Annotated in this window: 11 protein-coding genes and 1 tRNA gene; 10 read left to right on the top strand and 2 right to left on the bottom strand. The window is 61.9% G+C overall.

All coding sequences use genetic code 11. The features are described 5' to 3' along the window. Window positions 1-278: 278 nt before the first annotated feature. The 5 genes from DCO47_RS19710 to pgaD all read left to right on the top strand — a co-directional run bounded on the left by DCO47_RS19710 (window position 279) and on the right by pgaD (window position 8,385). Window positions 279-1,784 (top strand): YdgA family protein, encoded by a 1,506-nt coding sequence (locus tag DCO47_RS19710; RefSeq protein WP_116658732.1) that lies wholly within the window; start codon window positions 279-281, stop codon window positions 1,782-1,784. 235 nt (window positions 1,785-2,019) lie between these two features. Further along, entirely contained in the window at window positions 2,020-4,500 is a 2,481-nt protein-coding gene (gene pgaA, locus DCO47_RS19705) for a poly-beta-1,6 N-acetyl-D-glucosamine export porin PgaA (RefSeq protein WP_116658731.1), read from the top strand. Window positions 4,501-4,512: 12 nt separating this feature from the next. Beyond that, window positions 4,513-6,510, top strand: a complete 1,998-nt coding sequence (pgaB, locus tag DCO47_RS19700) for a poly-beta-1,6-N-acetyl-D-glucosamine N-deacetylase PgaB (protein WP_042610159.1) — start codon at window positions 4,513-4,515, stop codon at window positions 6,508-6,510. A gap of 1 nt (window position 6,511) precedes the next feature. After that, a complete protein-coding gene (gene pgaC / locus DCO47_RS19695; protein ID WP_042610160.1) occupies window positions 6,512-7,867 on the top strand; it encodes a poly-beta-1,6-N-acetyl-D-glucosamine synthase in 1,356 nt (451 codons plus the stop codon). Further along, entirely contained in the window at window positions 7,864-8,385 is a 522-nt protein-coding gene (pgaD, locus tag DCO47_RS19690; RefSeq protein ID WP_116658730.1) for a poly-beta-1,6-N-acetyl-D-glucosamine biosynthesis protein PgaD, read from the top strand. The genes pgaC and pgaD overlap by 4 nt, the downstream gene beginning before the upstream one ends. Window positions 8,386-8,506: 121 nt before the next feature. Here pgaD and DCO47_RS19685 read toward each other — a convergent pair whose 3' ends face one another. Then, complete coding sequence (locus DCO47_RS19685; RefSeq protein WP_116658729.1) at window positions 8,507-10,030, bottom strand: FAD-dependent oxidoreductase; 1,524 nt, start codon at window positions 10,028-10,030, stop codon at window positions 8,507-8,509. Between the two features lie 139 nt (window positions 10,031-10,169). Here DCO47_RS19685 and DCO47_RS19680 point away from each other — a divergent pair, with 139 nt between their 5' ends. Together DCO47_RS19680 and DCO47_RS19675 are read left to right on the top strand one after the other, a co-directional pair. After that, a complete protein-coding gene (locus DCO47_RS19680) occupies window positions 10,170-10,730 on the top strand; it encodes a YbhB/YbcL family Raf kinase inhibitor-like protein (RefSeq protein ID WP_016772253.1) in 561 nt (186 codons plus the stop codon). A gap of 46 nt (window positions 10,731-10,776) precedes the next feature. Continuing rightward, window positions 10,777-11,046: a hypothetical protein gene (locus tag DCO47_RS19675; RefSeq protein WP_173867368.1), complete on the top strand. Its 270-nt coding sequence runs from the start codon at window positions 10,777-10,779 to the stop codon at window positions 11,044-11,046. Window positions 11,047-11,123: 77 nt separating this feature from the next. Here the strand turns inward: DCO47_RS19675 and DCO47_RS19670 are convergent. Continuing rightward, window positions 11,124-11,200, bottom strand: a tRNA-Arg gene (locus DCO47_RS19670). Between the two features lie 433 nt (window positions 11,201-11,633). Between DCO47_RS19670 and gabD the strand changes: the two genes are divergently transcribed. The 3 genes from gabD to DCO47_RS19655 all read left to right on the top strand — a co-directional run bounded on the left by gabD (window position 11,634) and on the right by DCO47_RS19655 (window position 15,884). Then, window positions 11,634-13,076, top strand: coding sequence for an NADP-dependent succinate-semialdehyde dehydrogenase (gabD, locus tag DCO47_RS19665; protein WP_024011131.1), 1,443 nt, complete (start codon window positions 11,634-11,636; stop codon window positions 13,074-13,076). Window positions 13,077-13,260: 184 nt separating this feature from the next. Then, window positions 13,261-14,538 carry a 4-aminobutyrate--2-oxoglutarate transaminase gene (gene gabT, locus DCO47_RS19660; protein ID WP_016772251.1) on the top strand — a complete coding sequence of 426 codons (1,278 nt, stop codon included), beginning with the start codon at window positions 13,261-13,263 and terminating at the stop codon, window positions 14,536-14,538. A gap of 134 nt (window positions 14,539-14,672) precedes the next feature. Continuing rightward, window positions 14,673-15,884, top strand: coding sequence for a response regulator (locus DCO47_RS19655; protein WP_065615333.1), 1,212 nt, complete (start codon window positions 14,673-14,675; stop codon window positions 15,882-15,884). Window positions 15,885-15,953 lie beyond the last annotated feature (69 nt).

The following is a 15,953-nucleotide window of genomic DNA, read 5'->3' as shown; positions in this document are numbered from 1 at the left end:
TCCGGCGCTATCGCGAGCAGGCTCACTCCTACATTTGGAATGCGTTCCCCCTGTAGGAGTGAGCCTGCTCGCGATAGCGTCCTTCCAGACACTGAAACTCTTCAACCCTGTCAGCGGTCCATTCCCCCCACAGACACTCTTTAACCTCTAAACAGTGGGCCGTCCCCCGCGCCCGGTGCTAATCTCCACCGCTTATTGCGCACAGTCGAGCCGCGACCCGATCCCGGGTTCAAGGAAGACGACTTCATCCACAGCCACGGAAATCGATCAGGTCATTCATGAATAAATCAGCAGGCGTGCTCCTCGGAATCGTTGTTGCCATCGGCGCGATCAGCGCAGGCGGGGCCTGGTACACCGGGACCAAGATCGAAGGCGTACTGAACAACGCCGTGACCAACGCCAACAAGGAGCTGCAGACCGCCATGGCCGGCTCCAACGGCACGGCGTCGCTGGAGCTGGTGTCGCTGGAACGCCACACCTTCACCAGCACCGCGCACTATCGCCTCAAGGGCGAAGGCGAGATGTTCGGTGATGCGCCGGTCGAGCTGCTGTTCGTCGACCATATCGAACACGGCCCGTTGCCGTTCTCCCGTCTGGTTTCGCTGAAGTGGCTGCCGGTCATGGCCACCAGCAACTATGAACTGGAAAAGAGCCCGTCCACAGAAAAATGGTTCGCCGCCGCCAACGGCGCCGCGCCGCTCAAGGGCGTGACCAACATCGGCTACGACGAATCGACCACCAGCACCCTCAACCTGGTGCCGTTCGAAACCGCCCTGGATGAACAATCGAGCCTGAAGTTCTCCGGGCTGAGCATGGACATCGCCGCCAGCGCCCAGGCGCAGAAGGTCAAGGCCGACGGCTACATGGACAATCTGAAACTGGTCACCGTGTCTGAAGACCAGGCGCCGGTGCAGATCGAGCTCAACGGCCTGACCCTGGCCAGCAACCTCGCCAAGAGCAGCTACGGTTACTACACCGGGGAAAACACCCTGGAAGTGACCAGCAGCAAAACCACCTTCGGCGCCAAACCGATGGTGCTGGGGGTGAAGAACTTCGAAATGAAGAACCGCACCGAAGAAAGCGGCAGCAACGCCTCGGGCCGTGCCGATTACAAAATCGGCGAAGTGACGCTCAACGACAAGAAAGTCGGTTCGGCAGCCATGGCCATGAGCCTGAAGAACCTCGACATTCCTTCGACCATGTCGCTGATGCAGATCTACCAGACCAAATTGCAGCCGTACGAAAAAGCCGCCGCCGAAGCCGCCGCACAGGGCCTGCCGGCACCGGAGCTGAACCTGACCGAAGCGGAAAACGCCCAGGTCAAAGCCGACCTGCAGAAGCTGCTGGCCGCCGGCCCGCAACTGGCGCTGGAGAACCTTTCGTTCAACACCGCCAACGGTGAAAGCCGCGCCAATCTGGTGATCGACCTGACCAAACCGCAATCGATGGACCTGCCACCGGATCAACTGGGCAAGCAGCTGATTGCGCTGCTCGACCTGAACATTCAAGTGTCCAAGCCGATGCTGGTCGATCTGCTCAGCGTGCAGGCGCAACTCGATGGCCAGACTGACGCCAAAGCCATCGTCGATCAGTCCAGGGAAGCGGCGGACATGTTCGCCGGCATGGCGGTCGGCTCGCAATTGGCCGTCGTCGACGGCACCAACGTGGTGACCAAACTGCATTACGCGGCCAATCAGGTCGAATTCAACGGCCAGAAAATGACCGTCGAACAGTTCATCGGCTTCCTGATGAGCAAGTTCGCCGGCGTCACCCAAGTGCAATAAATCCACCGCGCGCCACCCGGACGCCCGGCCCCTGTGTGAACAGGCGCCGGGCGTTTTGCTGTACGAGTTTTGTACAGAAGAGCCGATTCTGAACAATTATTGCGATGTGAAAATTCGCTCTCGCTTGCGTGCAGACTGCCTCACCAAGCTTGGCCGAAGGCTGTCTTCTCGGCCACCGTTACGAATGGGCAAGGAGGGCATTGCGACCCGGCTGGCCATGTAAGGATGCTGACGAATGCCGCGTATTGATGGTCCTGTAGTACATCGTGGTTTGCGCCCTTTGTTCCGATTCGCCCTCTGCAGCCAGTTGCTCTGGCCGCTGCTGGCGTTGGCCGACACACCCTATGATGAAATGGTCCGCGATGCTCGCGCCGGGCACTACACGCCCGCGTTGACGGTGTTGCGTCAGGTGCCGCCGGGCCAGGCCAGCGACGGCCAGATCAGTGATCACCTGCAAATCGCCAGTTGGGCCGGGCTCGATGCCGAAGTGGTCAAGGTCTATGAAACCCAGGGCCGCGACCGCGTCCTGCCGGTTCAGGCGCTGACCGCCGCTGCGCGTGCCTATCGCAACCTCACGCGCTGGGACCAGGCCGCCCAGGTCTATAACCAGGCGCTGGCGCTGGAGCCGGACAACGCCGACCTGCAATTGGGTCTGGCGCTGACCCAGGCCGATTCCGGCAAGCCCGATCAGGCCGTCACCCGTGCCCAGGCGCTGGTCGCCGCCAAACCCGAGGATCCGTCACGCCGCCTGGCCTTGGGCTATGCCCTCGGCCGCGCCGGCAAGCAGTACGACGCTCTCTTTGAATACGATCAGGCGTTTATCCGCGCCGGCAACAAACCGGAAGTCGCCCGCGAGTACGTGGTCGCGCTGCAAAAGGCCCGTCTGCCTGAACCGGCGCTGCGCCTGGCCAGTCAGCGCCCCGGTCTGATTGATCCGGTGACCTTGCGCCGTCTCGAAGGCGATCTCGCCGCCGAACGTGTGCGCCTCGCCGAACTTGCCACCCGCAGCGAACAGGAACGCTACGTCATTGCTGACCGCGCGCTGGCCGATTACGACAAACTGCTCGCGACCTGGACGCCTGACGCCACTGCCCATGACGACGTGACGCGCTGGCGCATCGACCGCATGGGGGCGCTCAAGGCCCGGGCGCGCACCGCCGACGTCATCAGCGAATATCAAAAGCTGCAGGCCGAGGGCGTGCAGATTCCGACCTACGCCCTGCGGTGGGTGGCGGCGTCTTATCTCGATCAGCGTGAGCCGGAGATCGCCACCGATCTGTATCGCCAGGTGCTTTCAGCGCCTGACGCCGATGTCGGTGATCGTCTCGAAGACACCACTGCGCTTTACTACTCGCTGCTGGAAAGCGATCGCGCCGACGAGGCGCGCAAGGTCGCCGAAGACGCGGCGAAAGCCCAGCGTCCGCGCGTCGAACTCAAGGGTCTGCCGATCGGCAATCCCAACGATGAGTGGATGGACGCCCAGCAACTCGCGGCGCAGGCCGGCACTTACAGTTCCGACCTGCCCCACGGCGAAGAGCGTTTGCAGACTCTCATCGAGCAAGCGCCAGGCAATCTCGGCTTGCGTCTGGCCCAGGCCGATCTCTACCTCGCCCGCCAGATGCCGCGCCGCGCGGAAAGCCAGCTCAAGGAAGCCGAGAGCGCGGCACCGCGCGACGCGGGCCTTGAGGTCGCTCAGGCGCGCACCGCGATGGAGTTGCAGGAGTGGCGGCAGAACGATGCGCTGGTCGACGACGTGGTCGCGCGCTATCCGGACAACCGCCAGGTGCAGCGACTGGCCCGCGAGCGCGAAGTGCATGACATGGCCGAACTGCGCGTCGAAGCCTACGGCGGCAAGGCCAATGGTGGCGGCAGTGGCGATGCCGGTGCGGTCAGCGGCAGCCGTGATTTCGGCATCCAGAGCACGTTGTACAGCCCGCCGATCAACGAAGACTGGCGCGTGTTCGCCGGCGCCGGTTATGCCACCGGTGATTTCGCCGAAGGGACTGGCCACCATCGCTTCCAACGGGTCGGCCTGGAACGGCGTACCCGTGACATGACCCTCGAAGCCGAAGTGTCGAATCACGATTACGGCTTCGGTGACAAACAAGGCGCACGCCTGGCGATCGCCCGCGACATCAACGATCACTGGCAGTACGGCGGCAGCCTCGAATACCTCTCGGCGGAAACACCGCTGCGCGCACTCAACAGCGACATCAAGGCCAATGGCGGCAGCGCATTCCTGCGCTGGCGCGCCAACGAAAGCCGCGAGTGGCGCGTCTCGGTCAGCCCCTCGCACTTCAGCGATGGCAACAACCGTGTCGAAGCGTTGGTGACCGGACGTGAAGGTATCTACAGCGCGCCGAACATCCAGGTCGATGCTGGTCTGGAAGTCGGCACCAGCCACAACTCGAAATCCGATGACGTGCCGTACTTCAACCCCAAGTCGGACTTCAGCGTGATGCCGCTGGTCAACGTCAACCACGTCCTCTACCACCGTTACGAAACTTCCTGGAGCCAGCAATTCCAGGCCGGCGCCGGCACCTACAGCCAGCGCGACCACGGCACCGGCAGCATGGCGTTGCTCGGTTACGGCCAACGGTACGCCTGGAACGACGTGTTCGATGTGGGCGGCATGTTCAGTGTGATCAACCGGCCTTACGACGGTGATCGGGAAACTGATCTGCGTCTGCTCGTCGACCTCACTTTCCGCTTCTAGAAGAGTTTGAAGATGCCTTTTATCTCGCGTTTCATCCTTTTGCTGGGAGCGCTGCTGATCAGCGCCTGCGCCCAGCAGGCCCCGGCCTTCGCGCCGCCCTCCGAGCGCCCGGTCGCGGCCAGTGAACAACCGTGGCCAAAAAACCATGTGCTCGGCATCGCCTATCACGACGTTGAAGACCGTGATCCCGATCAGGCCGTGGTGGCAGTGCGCACCGAACGCATGATCGAGCAACTCGCCTGGCTGCGTGAAAACGGCTACAAACCGGTAACCGTCGACCAGATCATGGCCGCACGCAAGGGGGGCCCGCAGCTGCCGGCGAAAGCGGTGCTGCTCAGCTTCGACGACGGTTATGCCAGCTTCTATACCCGCGTCTTGCCGGTGTTGCGCGCCTACAACTGGCACGCTTTGCTGGCGCCGGTCGGCACCTGGATCGACACACCGCTGAATCAGCCGGTGGACTTTGCCGGCACGCCGCGCAAGCGTTCGGACTTTCTGACCTGGGAGCAGGTCCGCGAAATTTCCAGGTCGGGGCTGGTAGAGATCGCCGCCCATACCGACGCCAGCCACAAAGGCATCCTCGCCAACCCGCAGGGCAACTTGCAGCCGGCCGCTGCGACCCGGCGCTATGACCCCGTGACCAAGCGCTACGAGTCCGAAGCCGATTTCCAGGCACGCATTCGTGCCGACGTGAAGACTATTTCCGAGAAGATCCGCCGGGTTACCGGTTACAAACCGCGGGTCTGGGTCTGGCCGTACGGCGCTGCTGACGGCACGTCGCTGAGCGTGGTTGGCGAGGAGGGCTATGAAATGGCCCTGACCCTGGACGACGGCCTCGACACCCTCGACAACCTGATGAGCGGGCCACGCTTCCTCGTTACCTCCGACCCTGACGGCGAGCATTTTGCCAACAGCATCGTCGCGGTGCAGGAAGAGTTGGCGATGCGCGTGGTGCATGTCGATCTGGATAACGTCTACGATCCGGACCCGGCGCAACAGGACATCAACCTCGGCAAACTGGTGCAGCGCATTTCTGACCTGGGCCCCACCACGGTGTTTCTGCAAGCTTTTGCCGATCCCAAGGGCGATGGTCTGGTGCACTCGCTGTACTTCCCCAACCGCCACTTGCCGGTGCGCGCCGACCTGTTCGACCGCGTCGCCTGGCAACTGCGCACCCGCGCTCATGTGAAGGTCTATGCATGGATGCCGGTGCTGAGTTTCGAGCTCGATTCGAAGCTGCCGCGGGTGACCCGCTGGGACCCGAAGACCGCCATCACGTCGGTCGATCCAAAGCAGTACAAACGCCTGTCACCGTTCAATCCCGAAGTGCGGAAAGTCATCGGTGAAATCTACGAGGACCTGGCGAGTCTGACCTCGATCGATGGCGTCCTCTACCATGACGACGCAGTGCTGTCGGACTTCGAAGATGCCAGCCCGGATGCCTTGAAGGCCTACGCTGCACATGGGTTGCCCGGCTCGATTGCCGCGCTGCGCGACGACCCGGCGGCGATGCAACGCTGGACCCGCTTCAAGAGCCGCTACCTGATCGACTTCACCAACGAACTGACCGCCAGGGTCCGCGCCATTCGCGGCCCGCAGGTGCTGACCGCGCGCAACATCTTTGCCGAGCCGATGCTTAATCCCGAGAGCGAAGCGTGGTTCGCACAGAATCTCGACGATTTCCTCGCCACCTACGACTGGACGGCGCCGATGGCTATGCCTTTGATGGAAAAACAGACCCGGGCCGAGTCCGGGCCGTGGCTGGAAACCTTGGTGGCCACGGTTAAAAAACGTCCCGGTGCGCTCAATCGCACGGTGTTCGAATTGCAGGCGCGTGACTGGAACCAGAAGGATCAGGCCGACATCGATGCCGCACAACTGGCGGACTGGATGGGCCGGCTCAAGCGCCAGGGCGCGACCAGTTTCGGTTACTACCCGGACAACTTCCTCGACAACCTGCCGGACCTGAAAACCGTAAGGCCTGCACTCTCCAACAAATGGAATCCATAACATGCTGGATAGACTGTTAGCCCTGCTTGTTCTGGCGATCGTTCTTGGCGTTCCGCTGGGGCTGATTTTCCTGGTGACCGGCCAGTTCCTGATGTCGTTCGTGTTCTTCTACCCGCTGTTCATGTCCGGGTTGTGGATCGCCGGCGGCCTGTATTTCTGGTTGCACTGGGAGCGCCACTGGCCATGGCAGGACGACACGCTGCCGCCGCCACTGGAAGGCGAGCCGCTGATCTCGATCCTGATTCCTTGCTACAACGAAGGCGACAACGCTGCCGACACCATTCACGCGGCACTGGCGCAGCATTACCCGAACATCGAAGTCATCGCGATCAACGACGGCTCCAAGGACAACACGGCTGAAGTTCTCGACGCACTGGCCAAGGAAGATCCTCGTTTGCGGGTCCTGCATCTGGCAGAGAACCAGGGCAAGGCGGTGGCCCTGCGCATGGGCGCGATTGCTGCGCGCAGTGAATATCTGGTGTGCATCGATGGCGACGCCTTGCTGGCGCCCAATACCGCGGCCTATCTGGTCGCGCCGATGCTGGATAACGCACGTCTCGGCGCCGTGACTGGCAACCCGCGCATCCGCACACGGTCGACGTTGATCGGGCGGGTGCAGGTCGGCGAGTTCTCCTCGATCATCGGTCTGATCAAACGCACGCAACGGGTGTTCGGGCGCATCTTCACCGTCTCCGGGGTGATCGTCGCGTTCCGCCGTACCGCGCTGAACCGGGTCGGCTACTGGAGCCCGGACATGATCACCGAAGACATCGACATCAGCTGGAAGCTGCAACTCGATCACTGGAGCATCTTTTACGAACCGCGCGCGCTCTGCTGGATCCTCATGCCGGAGACCCTCGGCGGCCTCTGGAAGCAGCGTCTGCGCTGGGCCCAGGGCGGCGCCGAAGTGCTGTTCAAGAACATTCGCGGCATCTGGCAGTATCGCCATCGTTACCTGTGGCCGCTGCTGTTCGAATACTGCCTGTCCACCGGTTGGGCGTTCACCTTCCTGTTGTCGGTGATTTTCTGGGGCATGGGCAAATTCATGGTCATGCCGGATGCAATCGCTGTGGATCACTTGATGCCACCGGCCTTCACCGGTCTGTTGCTGGCGGTGGTCTGTCTGGTGCAGTTCGCGGTCAGCATCGTCATCGATCGGCGCTATGAGCCGGGTCTGGGCAAGACCATGTTCTGGGTGGTCTGGTACCCGCTGGTGTTCTGGCTCGTCAGTCTGCTGACCACCTTGGTCAGTTTCCCCAAAGTGTTGTTCAGCCAACACAAGAAACGCGCGCGCTGGGTCAGTCCTGATCGGGGCATCCGACCGCTGGGCGACGAGCAGGAGGAAGTCATCAAATGAAAATTATCCGCACTCGCCAACGGCCCTTTCTGGTGGTGATCGACGTCATCCTTACCGTGATGGCCTGGGTCGGCCTGCTGTACCTGTTGGTGCGCGGCCTATGGCCATTGATCGAAACCACCGGCGGCCCACGCATCGAGCATTCGGCATTCGACGCCTTGGGCACCTTGCAGGTTTATCTGTGGGTGGCGGTGGTCAACGCAGTGATCCTGATTGGTTGGGCACGTTATCAGCAACGCAAGAGCCGCAGCTTCGCTCAGCGCCGGTTGCCCTCGCCGGTGATTGGTGATGAAGGTCTGAGCAAAAGCTTCAAGCTCTGCGATGAGCGTTTCCAGAAACTGCGCACGCCTGGCGTGATGACCATCCACAACGATCAGGACGGCGATATCAGCCACGTGGAAACGCATTTCTGGCCGGTGCAGCAGCAGGCATTGCCCGCGCCGCTGGGGCAACAGCGGGTGATCTTTCTGCATGCCGATGGCGATGACCAACGCGAGCCGGTAAACCGCCTGACGTGACCTCCACTGTAGGAGCTGCCGAAGGCTGCGATCTTTTGATTTTGCTTATGTAAAAGCAAGATCAAGAGATCGCAGCCTCGTTGCACTCGTCAGCTCCTACGCAGCTCCTACAGGACCGGTGTCAGGCCTGGATCAGCGTCCACGCCTCCTTCATCCGCAAAGGTTGTTTCATTCGTTCGGCCAGCAGCGCCATCGCGCGTTGCTTGTCGCAGGCCACCGCCGCGACGACGATGCCGTTTTTCGCGAACAGGCCAATGAACGGCGGCTTATCCGGCTCGCCGTTGAACTCGACCTCGTCCCATTCCGCAGCGTGACCGAGATAGTCGTAGTTCTTGCCGAAGTGGTACGTCCAGAAGAACGGCACATCCAGATAATGCTCCTCGCCACCGAGCATGTTGGCGGCGGCAATGCGCGCGTGTTGCTGGGCCAAACGCCAGTGCTCGATTCGGGTTGGCTGGCCGCTCAGCGGAAACGTGGCGATATCGCCGATGGCCCATAAACCATCGCCGACACGCATGCCGTCATCGACGCGCAAAGACTGATCATCTTCCTTGGACAGTGAGCCGAAGGCCTCGGTAGCCGGGTGGACGCCGACGCCAGCGAGGATCAAATCCGCCGCCAGGCGCAAGCCGTTGTCGAGCAACACGCCCTCGACCTTCTCTTCGCCAAAGATCTCGGTAGCCTCGTGCTCGCTGATGAACTTCACCCCGTGCTCTTCGTGCAACGCGCGAATCGCCTTGCCTACCGCTTCGCCGAATTGCTTGGCGAAAGGGATCGCATGACGCGCCAGCACGGTAACGTCGAGGCCGTACTCGCGCAGGGCTGACGCGCATTCGAGGGCGATGAAACTGTCGCCGATGATCACCGCGCGCTGGCCCGGTTGAGCGGCGTTGATGATCTGTTCAGCCTGGGCTTTCGAACGCAGGACGAAGACGTTGGCCAGCTCAGCGCCGGGTAGTTTCAGCGGGTTGGGTGCGCCACCCGTCGCGAGTACCGCGGCGTCGTAGCGCAGGATTCCGCCATTGCTTAAATGAAGGGTTTTGCCTGGAGCGTCGAGTGCGCTGACTTCGCTTTGTACGCGTTCGATGCGTTGCGCTTGATAGAAGGCTTCATCGCGCAGGGGCGGAACCTCTTTCGGCGACATTTCCCCGGCCAGAACAAATTTGCTCAGCACCGTGCGGTCGTAGCCGGCATCCTGTTCGCCGTCGACCATAACGATGCGCCCGCCAAAACCCTTCTCCCGCAACGCCGCCGCGCATGCAGTGCCTGCGGCGCCGGCGCCGACCACCACGAACGTTCTTGGATCGTCGGCCGGCGGGGTGTGCGGATCGGGCAGGGGCTGGTCATCGACCCAGATCTCCTCGCCGCGCAACTCCAGCGGAAAGCGCTTGAGACTGTCCAGCGACGGCGGCTCGCACAGGCCTCCGTCCTCGGCGCGGTACGCGGCTTTGTGCCAAGGGCAGATCAACCTGCCGTGACACAACGCACCCTCGGCCAGTGGCGCACCGGCGTGTGGACACAGGCCCTGAAACGCTCGCAACTCTCCGTTGGCACGCAGCAGGACGATCTTGCAGTCGCCGATTTCGACTTGCAGGCCACGGTCTTGCGGGACATCGGCGAAACGGGCGACTCGGTGCAGGGACATCTTCAGCTTCCTCGCAGGCATTTCTCTTGTGAGTTGAGGCCGCCGCGGGAGGTTCAGCCATTTGCTACTGCCAAGGCACGAACGGTACAGCTATAGTTTGCGGGCCGACGACGGCCTCACTGCACAAGGTGCTCCCGGAATGACCCGATTGACCTCTCTCAACCCATGGCTGGCGGCCATCGCCGTGACCCTTTGCGTGCAGTTCCCGGCGCAGGCCCAGGAGCGCTTCACCCTGAGCATCCCGGGCGTGTCGGATAACCGCTTGTTCACCTCGGCCGCCGCCAGCGACGCGCCTGGCTGCGGTGGCAAGAACCAGTCGCCGGCGCTGAGCTGGAACGCCGGCCCGGCCGGAACCCAGAGCTACGCCATCGTCATGCATGACCCGGACGGCCAGAAGGGCCTGGGCGTCGATCACTGGATTCACTATGGGATCAAACCCACCACCCACCAGATCGCGGCCGGCGTCGGCGCTAAATCCGCGCTCGAAGGCGTCGGCGGCACCAACAGCAAAGGCAACACCCATTACATGGGCCCATGCCCGCCAGTGGGCGACAGCGCGCACCACTACATCATTCAGATCTACGCCCTCGACCTCGCCCCGGACGCTTTGCCGGCCGGCCTGACCCGCGCCGAGTTGATGGAAAAAATCAAAGGCCATGTGCTGCGCAACAGCAGCGCGGTGCGGCGTTATCACCGCTGAGGTTCGGCCGCTTACGGGCGGCTGACTGCCCTGATTCCCCAGCCATTTGGCATTGCCCCGCGAAAACGCGCACTATCGAGCCATTGCCAATGCGCTGGAGGACAACGTGGCAGCAAAAATCGACCGCATCGCCCAGCTACTCAACTGCCCGGAGAAGGGCGAACAAATGCGGCGTGCAGTAACCGAGACACGTAAGGAATTTCTGCTGAATCAGCCGGAGGAAGACCTCGTTGATGAAGACGAGGTGTTTGAAGAGGTGGAGGAGGAGGGAGATGACGACGATGAATATGACGAGTTTGACTGGACGACGGAGTGACGGCGTTCCAGCGATCTTGTCATCGCCCACAAAAAAGCCCCGGACCATCACAGTCCGGGGCTTTCTCGTTTGATTCATGGTGCACCAGGCGGGATTCGAACCCACGACCCCTGCCTTCGGAGGGCAGTACTCTATCCAGCTGAGCTACTGGTGCAGCGGGCGACATCATACCTAGGTCGGCTCGGGGCGTCCATGCCGGGTTTGGCGGGTTTTGTCAGAGTGCGTGTCGGCACAAAATCGCTGTATTCCTTAAAGCGGTAACGTCCTGCAAAACCCTCGCTTGGCGCTTTGCCGGGGTTGATCTAAGGTTTTTCCTGCAGTACGGGTTTTCGGTGCGTTGATCTGAAAAGCGGCATTTTTGTTCTTTTTTTCGAACGACCTATTGTCCTTTACCCCCTTTGAACCTACGATCCGTTTGAGATTTCAAACGCTCGTTGACGGGATGTTGCAGCGCAGGTGCGCCCGGTCGTGCACTGTCGATGCGCCACAATCCGCTCACTGATTTCCCTGACGGCAGCCTTGCGAGGCGCCTTTCTACAATCATAATTTGCTCCGCGCAGGCCGCGGTGCTGTTAAGGAAAGCCGACATGCAGCTTAAAGACACCCAGTTGTTCCGCCAGCAAGCCTTCATCGATGGCGCTTGGGTCGATGCGGACAACGGTCAGACGATCAAGGTCAACAACCCGGCCACCGGCGAAATCCTCGGCACCGTGCCGAAGATGGGCGCCGCAGAAACCCGCCGTGCCATTGAGGCCGCCGACAAGGCGCTGCCGGCCTGGCGTGCACTGACCGCCAAGGAGCGTGCCGGCAAGCTGCGTCGCTGGTTCGAGCTGATGATCGAGAATCAGGACGATCTCGCGCGCCTGATGACCCTCGAGCAAGGCAAGCCGCTGGCCGAAGCCAAGGGCGAAATCGTTTACGCCGCATCGTTCATCGAGTGGTTCGCCGAAGAAGCCAAGCGCATCTACGGTGATGTGATTCCAGGCCACCAGCCGGACAAGCGCCTGATCGTGATCAAGCAGCCGATCGGCGTCACCGCAGCGATCACTCCGTGGAACTTCCCGGCAGCAATGATCACTCGCAAGGCCGGCCCAGCACTGGCCGCCGGTTGCACCATGGTGCTCAAGCCTGCTTCGCAAACCCCTTTCTCCGCTTTCGCCCTGGCCGAACTGGCTCAGCGCGCGGGCATTCCGGCGGGCGTGTTCAGCGTGGTCTCCGGCAGCGCCGGCGACATCGGCAGCGAGCTGACCAGCAACCCGATCGTGCGCAAACTGTCCTTCACCGGCTCGACCGAAATCGGTCGCCAGTTGATGGCCGAATGCGCCAAGGACATCAAGAAAGTCTCGCTGGAACTGGGCGGCAACGCGCCGTTCATCGTGTTCGACGATGCGGATCTGGATAAGGCCGTCGAAGGCGCGATCATTTCCAAATACCGCAACAACGGCCAGACCTGCGTCTGCGCCAACCGTCTGTACATTCAGGACGCGGTCTACGATGCGTTCGCCGAGAAGCTGAAAGTGGCTGTGGCCAAACTGAAAATCGGCAACGGTCTGGAAGACGGCACCACTACCGGCCCGCTGATCGACGAAAAAGCCGTGGCCAAGGTTCAGGAACACATCGCTGACGCCGTGAGCAAAGGCGCGACCGTACTGGCCGGCGGCAAGGCGATGGAAGGCAACTTCTTCGAGCCGACCATCCTCACCAACGTGCCGAAAAACGCGGCCGTGGCCAAGGAAGAAACCTTCGGTCCGCTGGCGCCGCTGTTCCGCTTCAAAGACGAAGCGGAAGTGATCGCCATGTCCAACGACACCGAATTCGGTCTCGCCTCGTATTTCTACGCACGCGACCTCGGCCGTGTGTTCCGTGTCGCCGAAGCGCTGGAATACGGCATGGTCGGCGTCAACACCGGGCTGATCTCCAACGAAGTCGCGCCGTTCGGCGGCATCAAGGCCTCGGGCCTGGGCCGTGAAGGTTCCAAGTACGGCATCGAAGATTACCTGGAAATCAAATACCTCTGCCTGGGCATCTAAGCCGGGAATGGGATCGCTGCAAACGCAAAGGGCACGAGAGCGCTGTCCTTTGCGTCGTTTCAAAACGGAATTTTCTCTGCGGCCGGGAACGCCGTGGCAGTCGATCATCGCATGCTGCCACCGCCGATTCCTCCCGCTTCATCCTTGAACCACGCCGCCCGATGAGCGGCGAATGAGGACTGTAATGAGCAAGACTAACGCTGAACTGATGGCCCGCCGCACCAATGCCGTACCTCGTGGTGTTGGCCAGATTCACCCGATCTTCGCCGAGTCGGCAAAGAACGCAACGGTGACCGACGTCGAAGGTCGTGAGTTCATCGACTTCGCTGGCGGCATTGCTGTACTGAACACCGGCCACGTGCACCCGAAAATCATCGCTGCCGTAACCGAACAGCTGAACAAGCTGACCCACACTTGCTTCCAGGTGCTGGCCTACGAGCCGTACGTTGAGCTGTGCGAAAAAATCAACGCCAAGGTGCCGGGCGATTTCGCCAAGAAAACCCTGCTGGTGACCACCGGTTCCGAAGCGGTGGAAAACGCCGTGAAGATCGCCCGTGCCGCCACCGGCCGCGCTGGCGTGATCGCGTTCACCGGCGCTTACCACGGTCGCACCATGATGACCCTGGGCCTGACCGGTAAAGTCGTGCCGTACTCGGCCGGCATGGGCCTGATGCCAGGCGGCATCTTCCGCGCGCTGTACCCGAACGAACTGCATGGCGTGAGCATCGACGACTCGATCGCCTCCATCGAACGCATCTTCAAGAACGACGCCGAGCCGAAGGACATCGCCGCGATCATCATCGAGCCGGTGCAGGGTGAGGGTGGTTTCTACGTTGCGCCGAAGGAATTCATGAAGCGTCTGCGCGCGCTGTGCGACCAGCACGGCATTCTGCTGATCGCTGACGAAGTGCAGACCGGCGCTGGCCGTACCGGCACTTTCTTCGCCATGGAACAGATGGGCGTTGCCGCCGACCTGACCACCTTTGCCAAGTCCATCGCTGGCGGTTTCCCGCTGGCCGGCGTGTGCGGCAAGGCCGAGTACATGGACGCCATCGCCCCGGGTGGCCTGGGCGGCACCTACGCTGGTAGCCCGATCGCTTGCGCCGCTGCGCTGGCCGTGATGGAAGTGTTCGAAGAAGAGCAACTGCTGGACCGCTGCAAGGCTGTCGGCGAGCGTCTGGTCACCGGCCTGAAGGCCATTCAGGCCAAGTACCCGGTGATCGGTGAAGTGCGCGCGCTGGGCGCGATGATCGCGGTCGAGCTGTTCGAAAACGGCGACAGCCACAAGCCAAACCCGACCGCTGTAGCGGCTGTTGTCGCCAAGGCGCGGGACAAGGGCCTGATCCTGCTGTCCTGCGGCACTTACGGTAACGTGCTGCGCGTGCTGGTCCCGCTGACTTCGCCGGACGAGCAACTGGACAAGGGTCTGGCGATCATCGAAGAGTGCTTCTCCGAACTCTGATCGATGGTGTGACCTGCTCGACAAAAACCCGCTTCGGCGGGTTTTTTTACGCCCGTTGAAACACATCGGCCGCGTTTGCGCTGTAACGAATGTCCGGCATTGGCTAAGGTTCAGGCATTGCAAGGAGAGCGCGCATGACTGCCGTTGATTTACCCGCCGTACCCCGGGTGTTGATTGCCGAGGCCGATCCCTGGTCTCGCGACCTGCTTAAACAAGTACTGCTCAACGTGCGCTGCGATGCGCGCCTGGATCTGTGCGCCGACGGCCAGCAAGCGCTGTCGTTGCTTGGCGAGGTGCCGTATGACCTGGCCATCGTCGATTGGGAGCTGCCCGGAATCGATGGACTGCATGTGCTGCGCAGCGTTCGTCAGCGCAAACGCAATCCGCCACTGCCGTTCATTCTGATGAGCAGCCGCAACGACAGCGCCAGCGTGCGCGAAGCGATTCCGCTGGCGCCGACCGCGTACCTGACCAAACCGTTGAACATGGAAGGCCTGACCGAGCGCTTGCAGGGTTTGCTGCTCAACGTCGGCGAAGCCGTGGTCTGCGAAGTGCCGGCACTGGCGCCGGGCATGACCCTGTCAGTGTTTCTGGAACGGCGTCGCGAGCAGGCCGATGGCGCGCCGCTGATGACCGACGTGCAAGTGGCGGTCAAGCGCAGCCTCAATCCCCAAGGGCTGGACCTGAAACTGCTGGAGGAAGAGGTTCGCACCGATCCGCAGATCACCGCAGTGCTGATCGCGGCCGCCAACAGTGCTGCGCAGCACCATGGCGCGCCAGTGCAGACCCTGGCGCAGGCGCTGCATCGACTCGGCACCGGGCAAAGCATGAACCTGATACTCGGGCTGGCGCTCAAACGCAGCGCCCGGCTCAGCAATGCGTGCCTGGCAGATTACGCCGAGCGCTACTGGGGGCTGTCACTGCACACGGCGGAATATGCCCGCACGCTGGCGCGCTTGCTCGATCTGGATCAGGAACGCTGCTATTGCGCGGGCATGCTGCATCGACTCGGCGATCTGGCGCTGCTGCGCTGCTTGCAGGAATGGCAACAGGCCGGCGGCGAGCTGGACGAGCTGGAAGAGGTCGGTGAAGCGTTGGCGAAGTTTGCCGCTTCCTACGGCTCGGCATTGAGAACTCGCTGGCGGCTGCCGCTGGAGTTGCGCGAGTTGATTGCTTCGGTCTACCAGCTCGGTGGTGGCGTTTACAGTCGCGAGGCGCTGGTGATGAACATGGCGGCGCAGATGGCGCGGCTGACCGAGCATGAAGGCGTCGAGGAACTGGCGAAGAGCAGGACGGCGCGGTTGCTGAAGATCGGCTTGCCGGAGTTGATGCGGATGCGCAAATAACCGGCTTACATAAACCCTGTAGGAGTGAGCCTGCTCGCGATAGCGGAGTGTCAGTTATTAAAGTTTCGT

This window comes from Pseudomonas sp. NDM, assembly GCF_003105095.1.
Lineage (GTDB): Bacteria > Pseudomonadota > Gammaproteobacteria > Pseudomonadales > Pseudomonadaceae > Aquipseudomonas > Aquipseudomonas moraviensis_A.
The sequence above is the reverse complement of the archived record's forward strand: the minus strand, read 5'-3'. Positions and strand labels throughout refer to the sequence as shown.

Coding starts and splice junctions, on each gene's coding strand:
- DCO47_RS19710 (WP_116658732.1), top strand. CDS start 279: ATGAATAAATCAGCAGGCGTGCTCCTCGGAATCGTTGTTGCCATCGGC.
- pgaA (WP_116658731.1), top strand. CDS start 2,020: ATGCCGCGTATTGATGGTCCTGTAGTACATCGTGGTTTGCGCCCTTTG.
- pgaB (WP_042610159.1), top strand. CDS start 4,513: ATGCCTTTTATCTCGCGTTTCATCCTTTTGCTGGGAGCGCTGCTGATC.
- pgaC (WP_042610160.1), top strand. CDS start 6,512: ATGCTGGATAGACTGTTAGCCCTGCTTGTTCTGGCGATCGTTCTTGGC.
- pgaD (WP_116658730.1), top strand. CDS start 7,864: ATGAAAATTATCCGCACTCGCCAACGGCCCTTTCTGGTGGTGATCGAC.
- DCO47_RS19685 (WP_116658729.1), bottom strand. CDS start 10,030: ATGTCCCTGCACCGAGTCGCCCGTTTCGCCGATGTCCCGCAAGACCGT.
- DCO47_RS19680 (WP_016772253.1), top strand. CDS start 10,170: ATGACCCGATTGACCTCTCTCAACCCATGGCTGGCGGCCATCGCCGTG.
- gabD (WP_024011131.1), top strand. CDS start 11,634: ATGCAGCTTAAAGACACCCAGTTGTTCCGCCAGCAAGCCTTCATCGAT.
- gabT (WP_016772251.1), top strand. CDS start 13,261: ATGAGCAAGACTAACGCTGAACTGATGGCCCGCCGCACCAATGCCGTA.
- DCO47_RS19655 (WP_065615333.1), top strand. CDS start 14,673: ATGACTGCCGTTGATTTACCCGCCGTACCCCGGGTGTTGATTGCCGAG.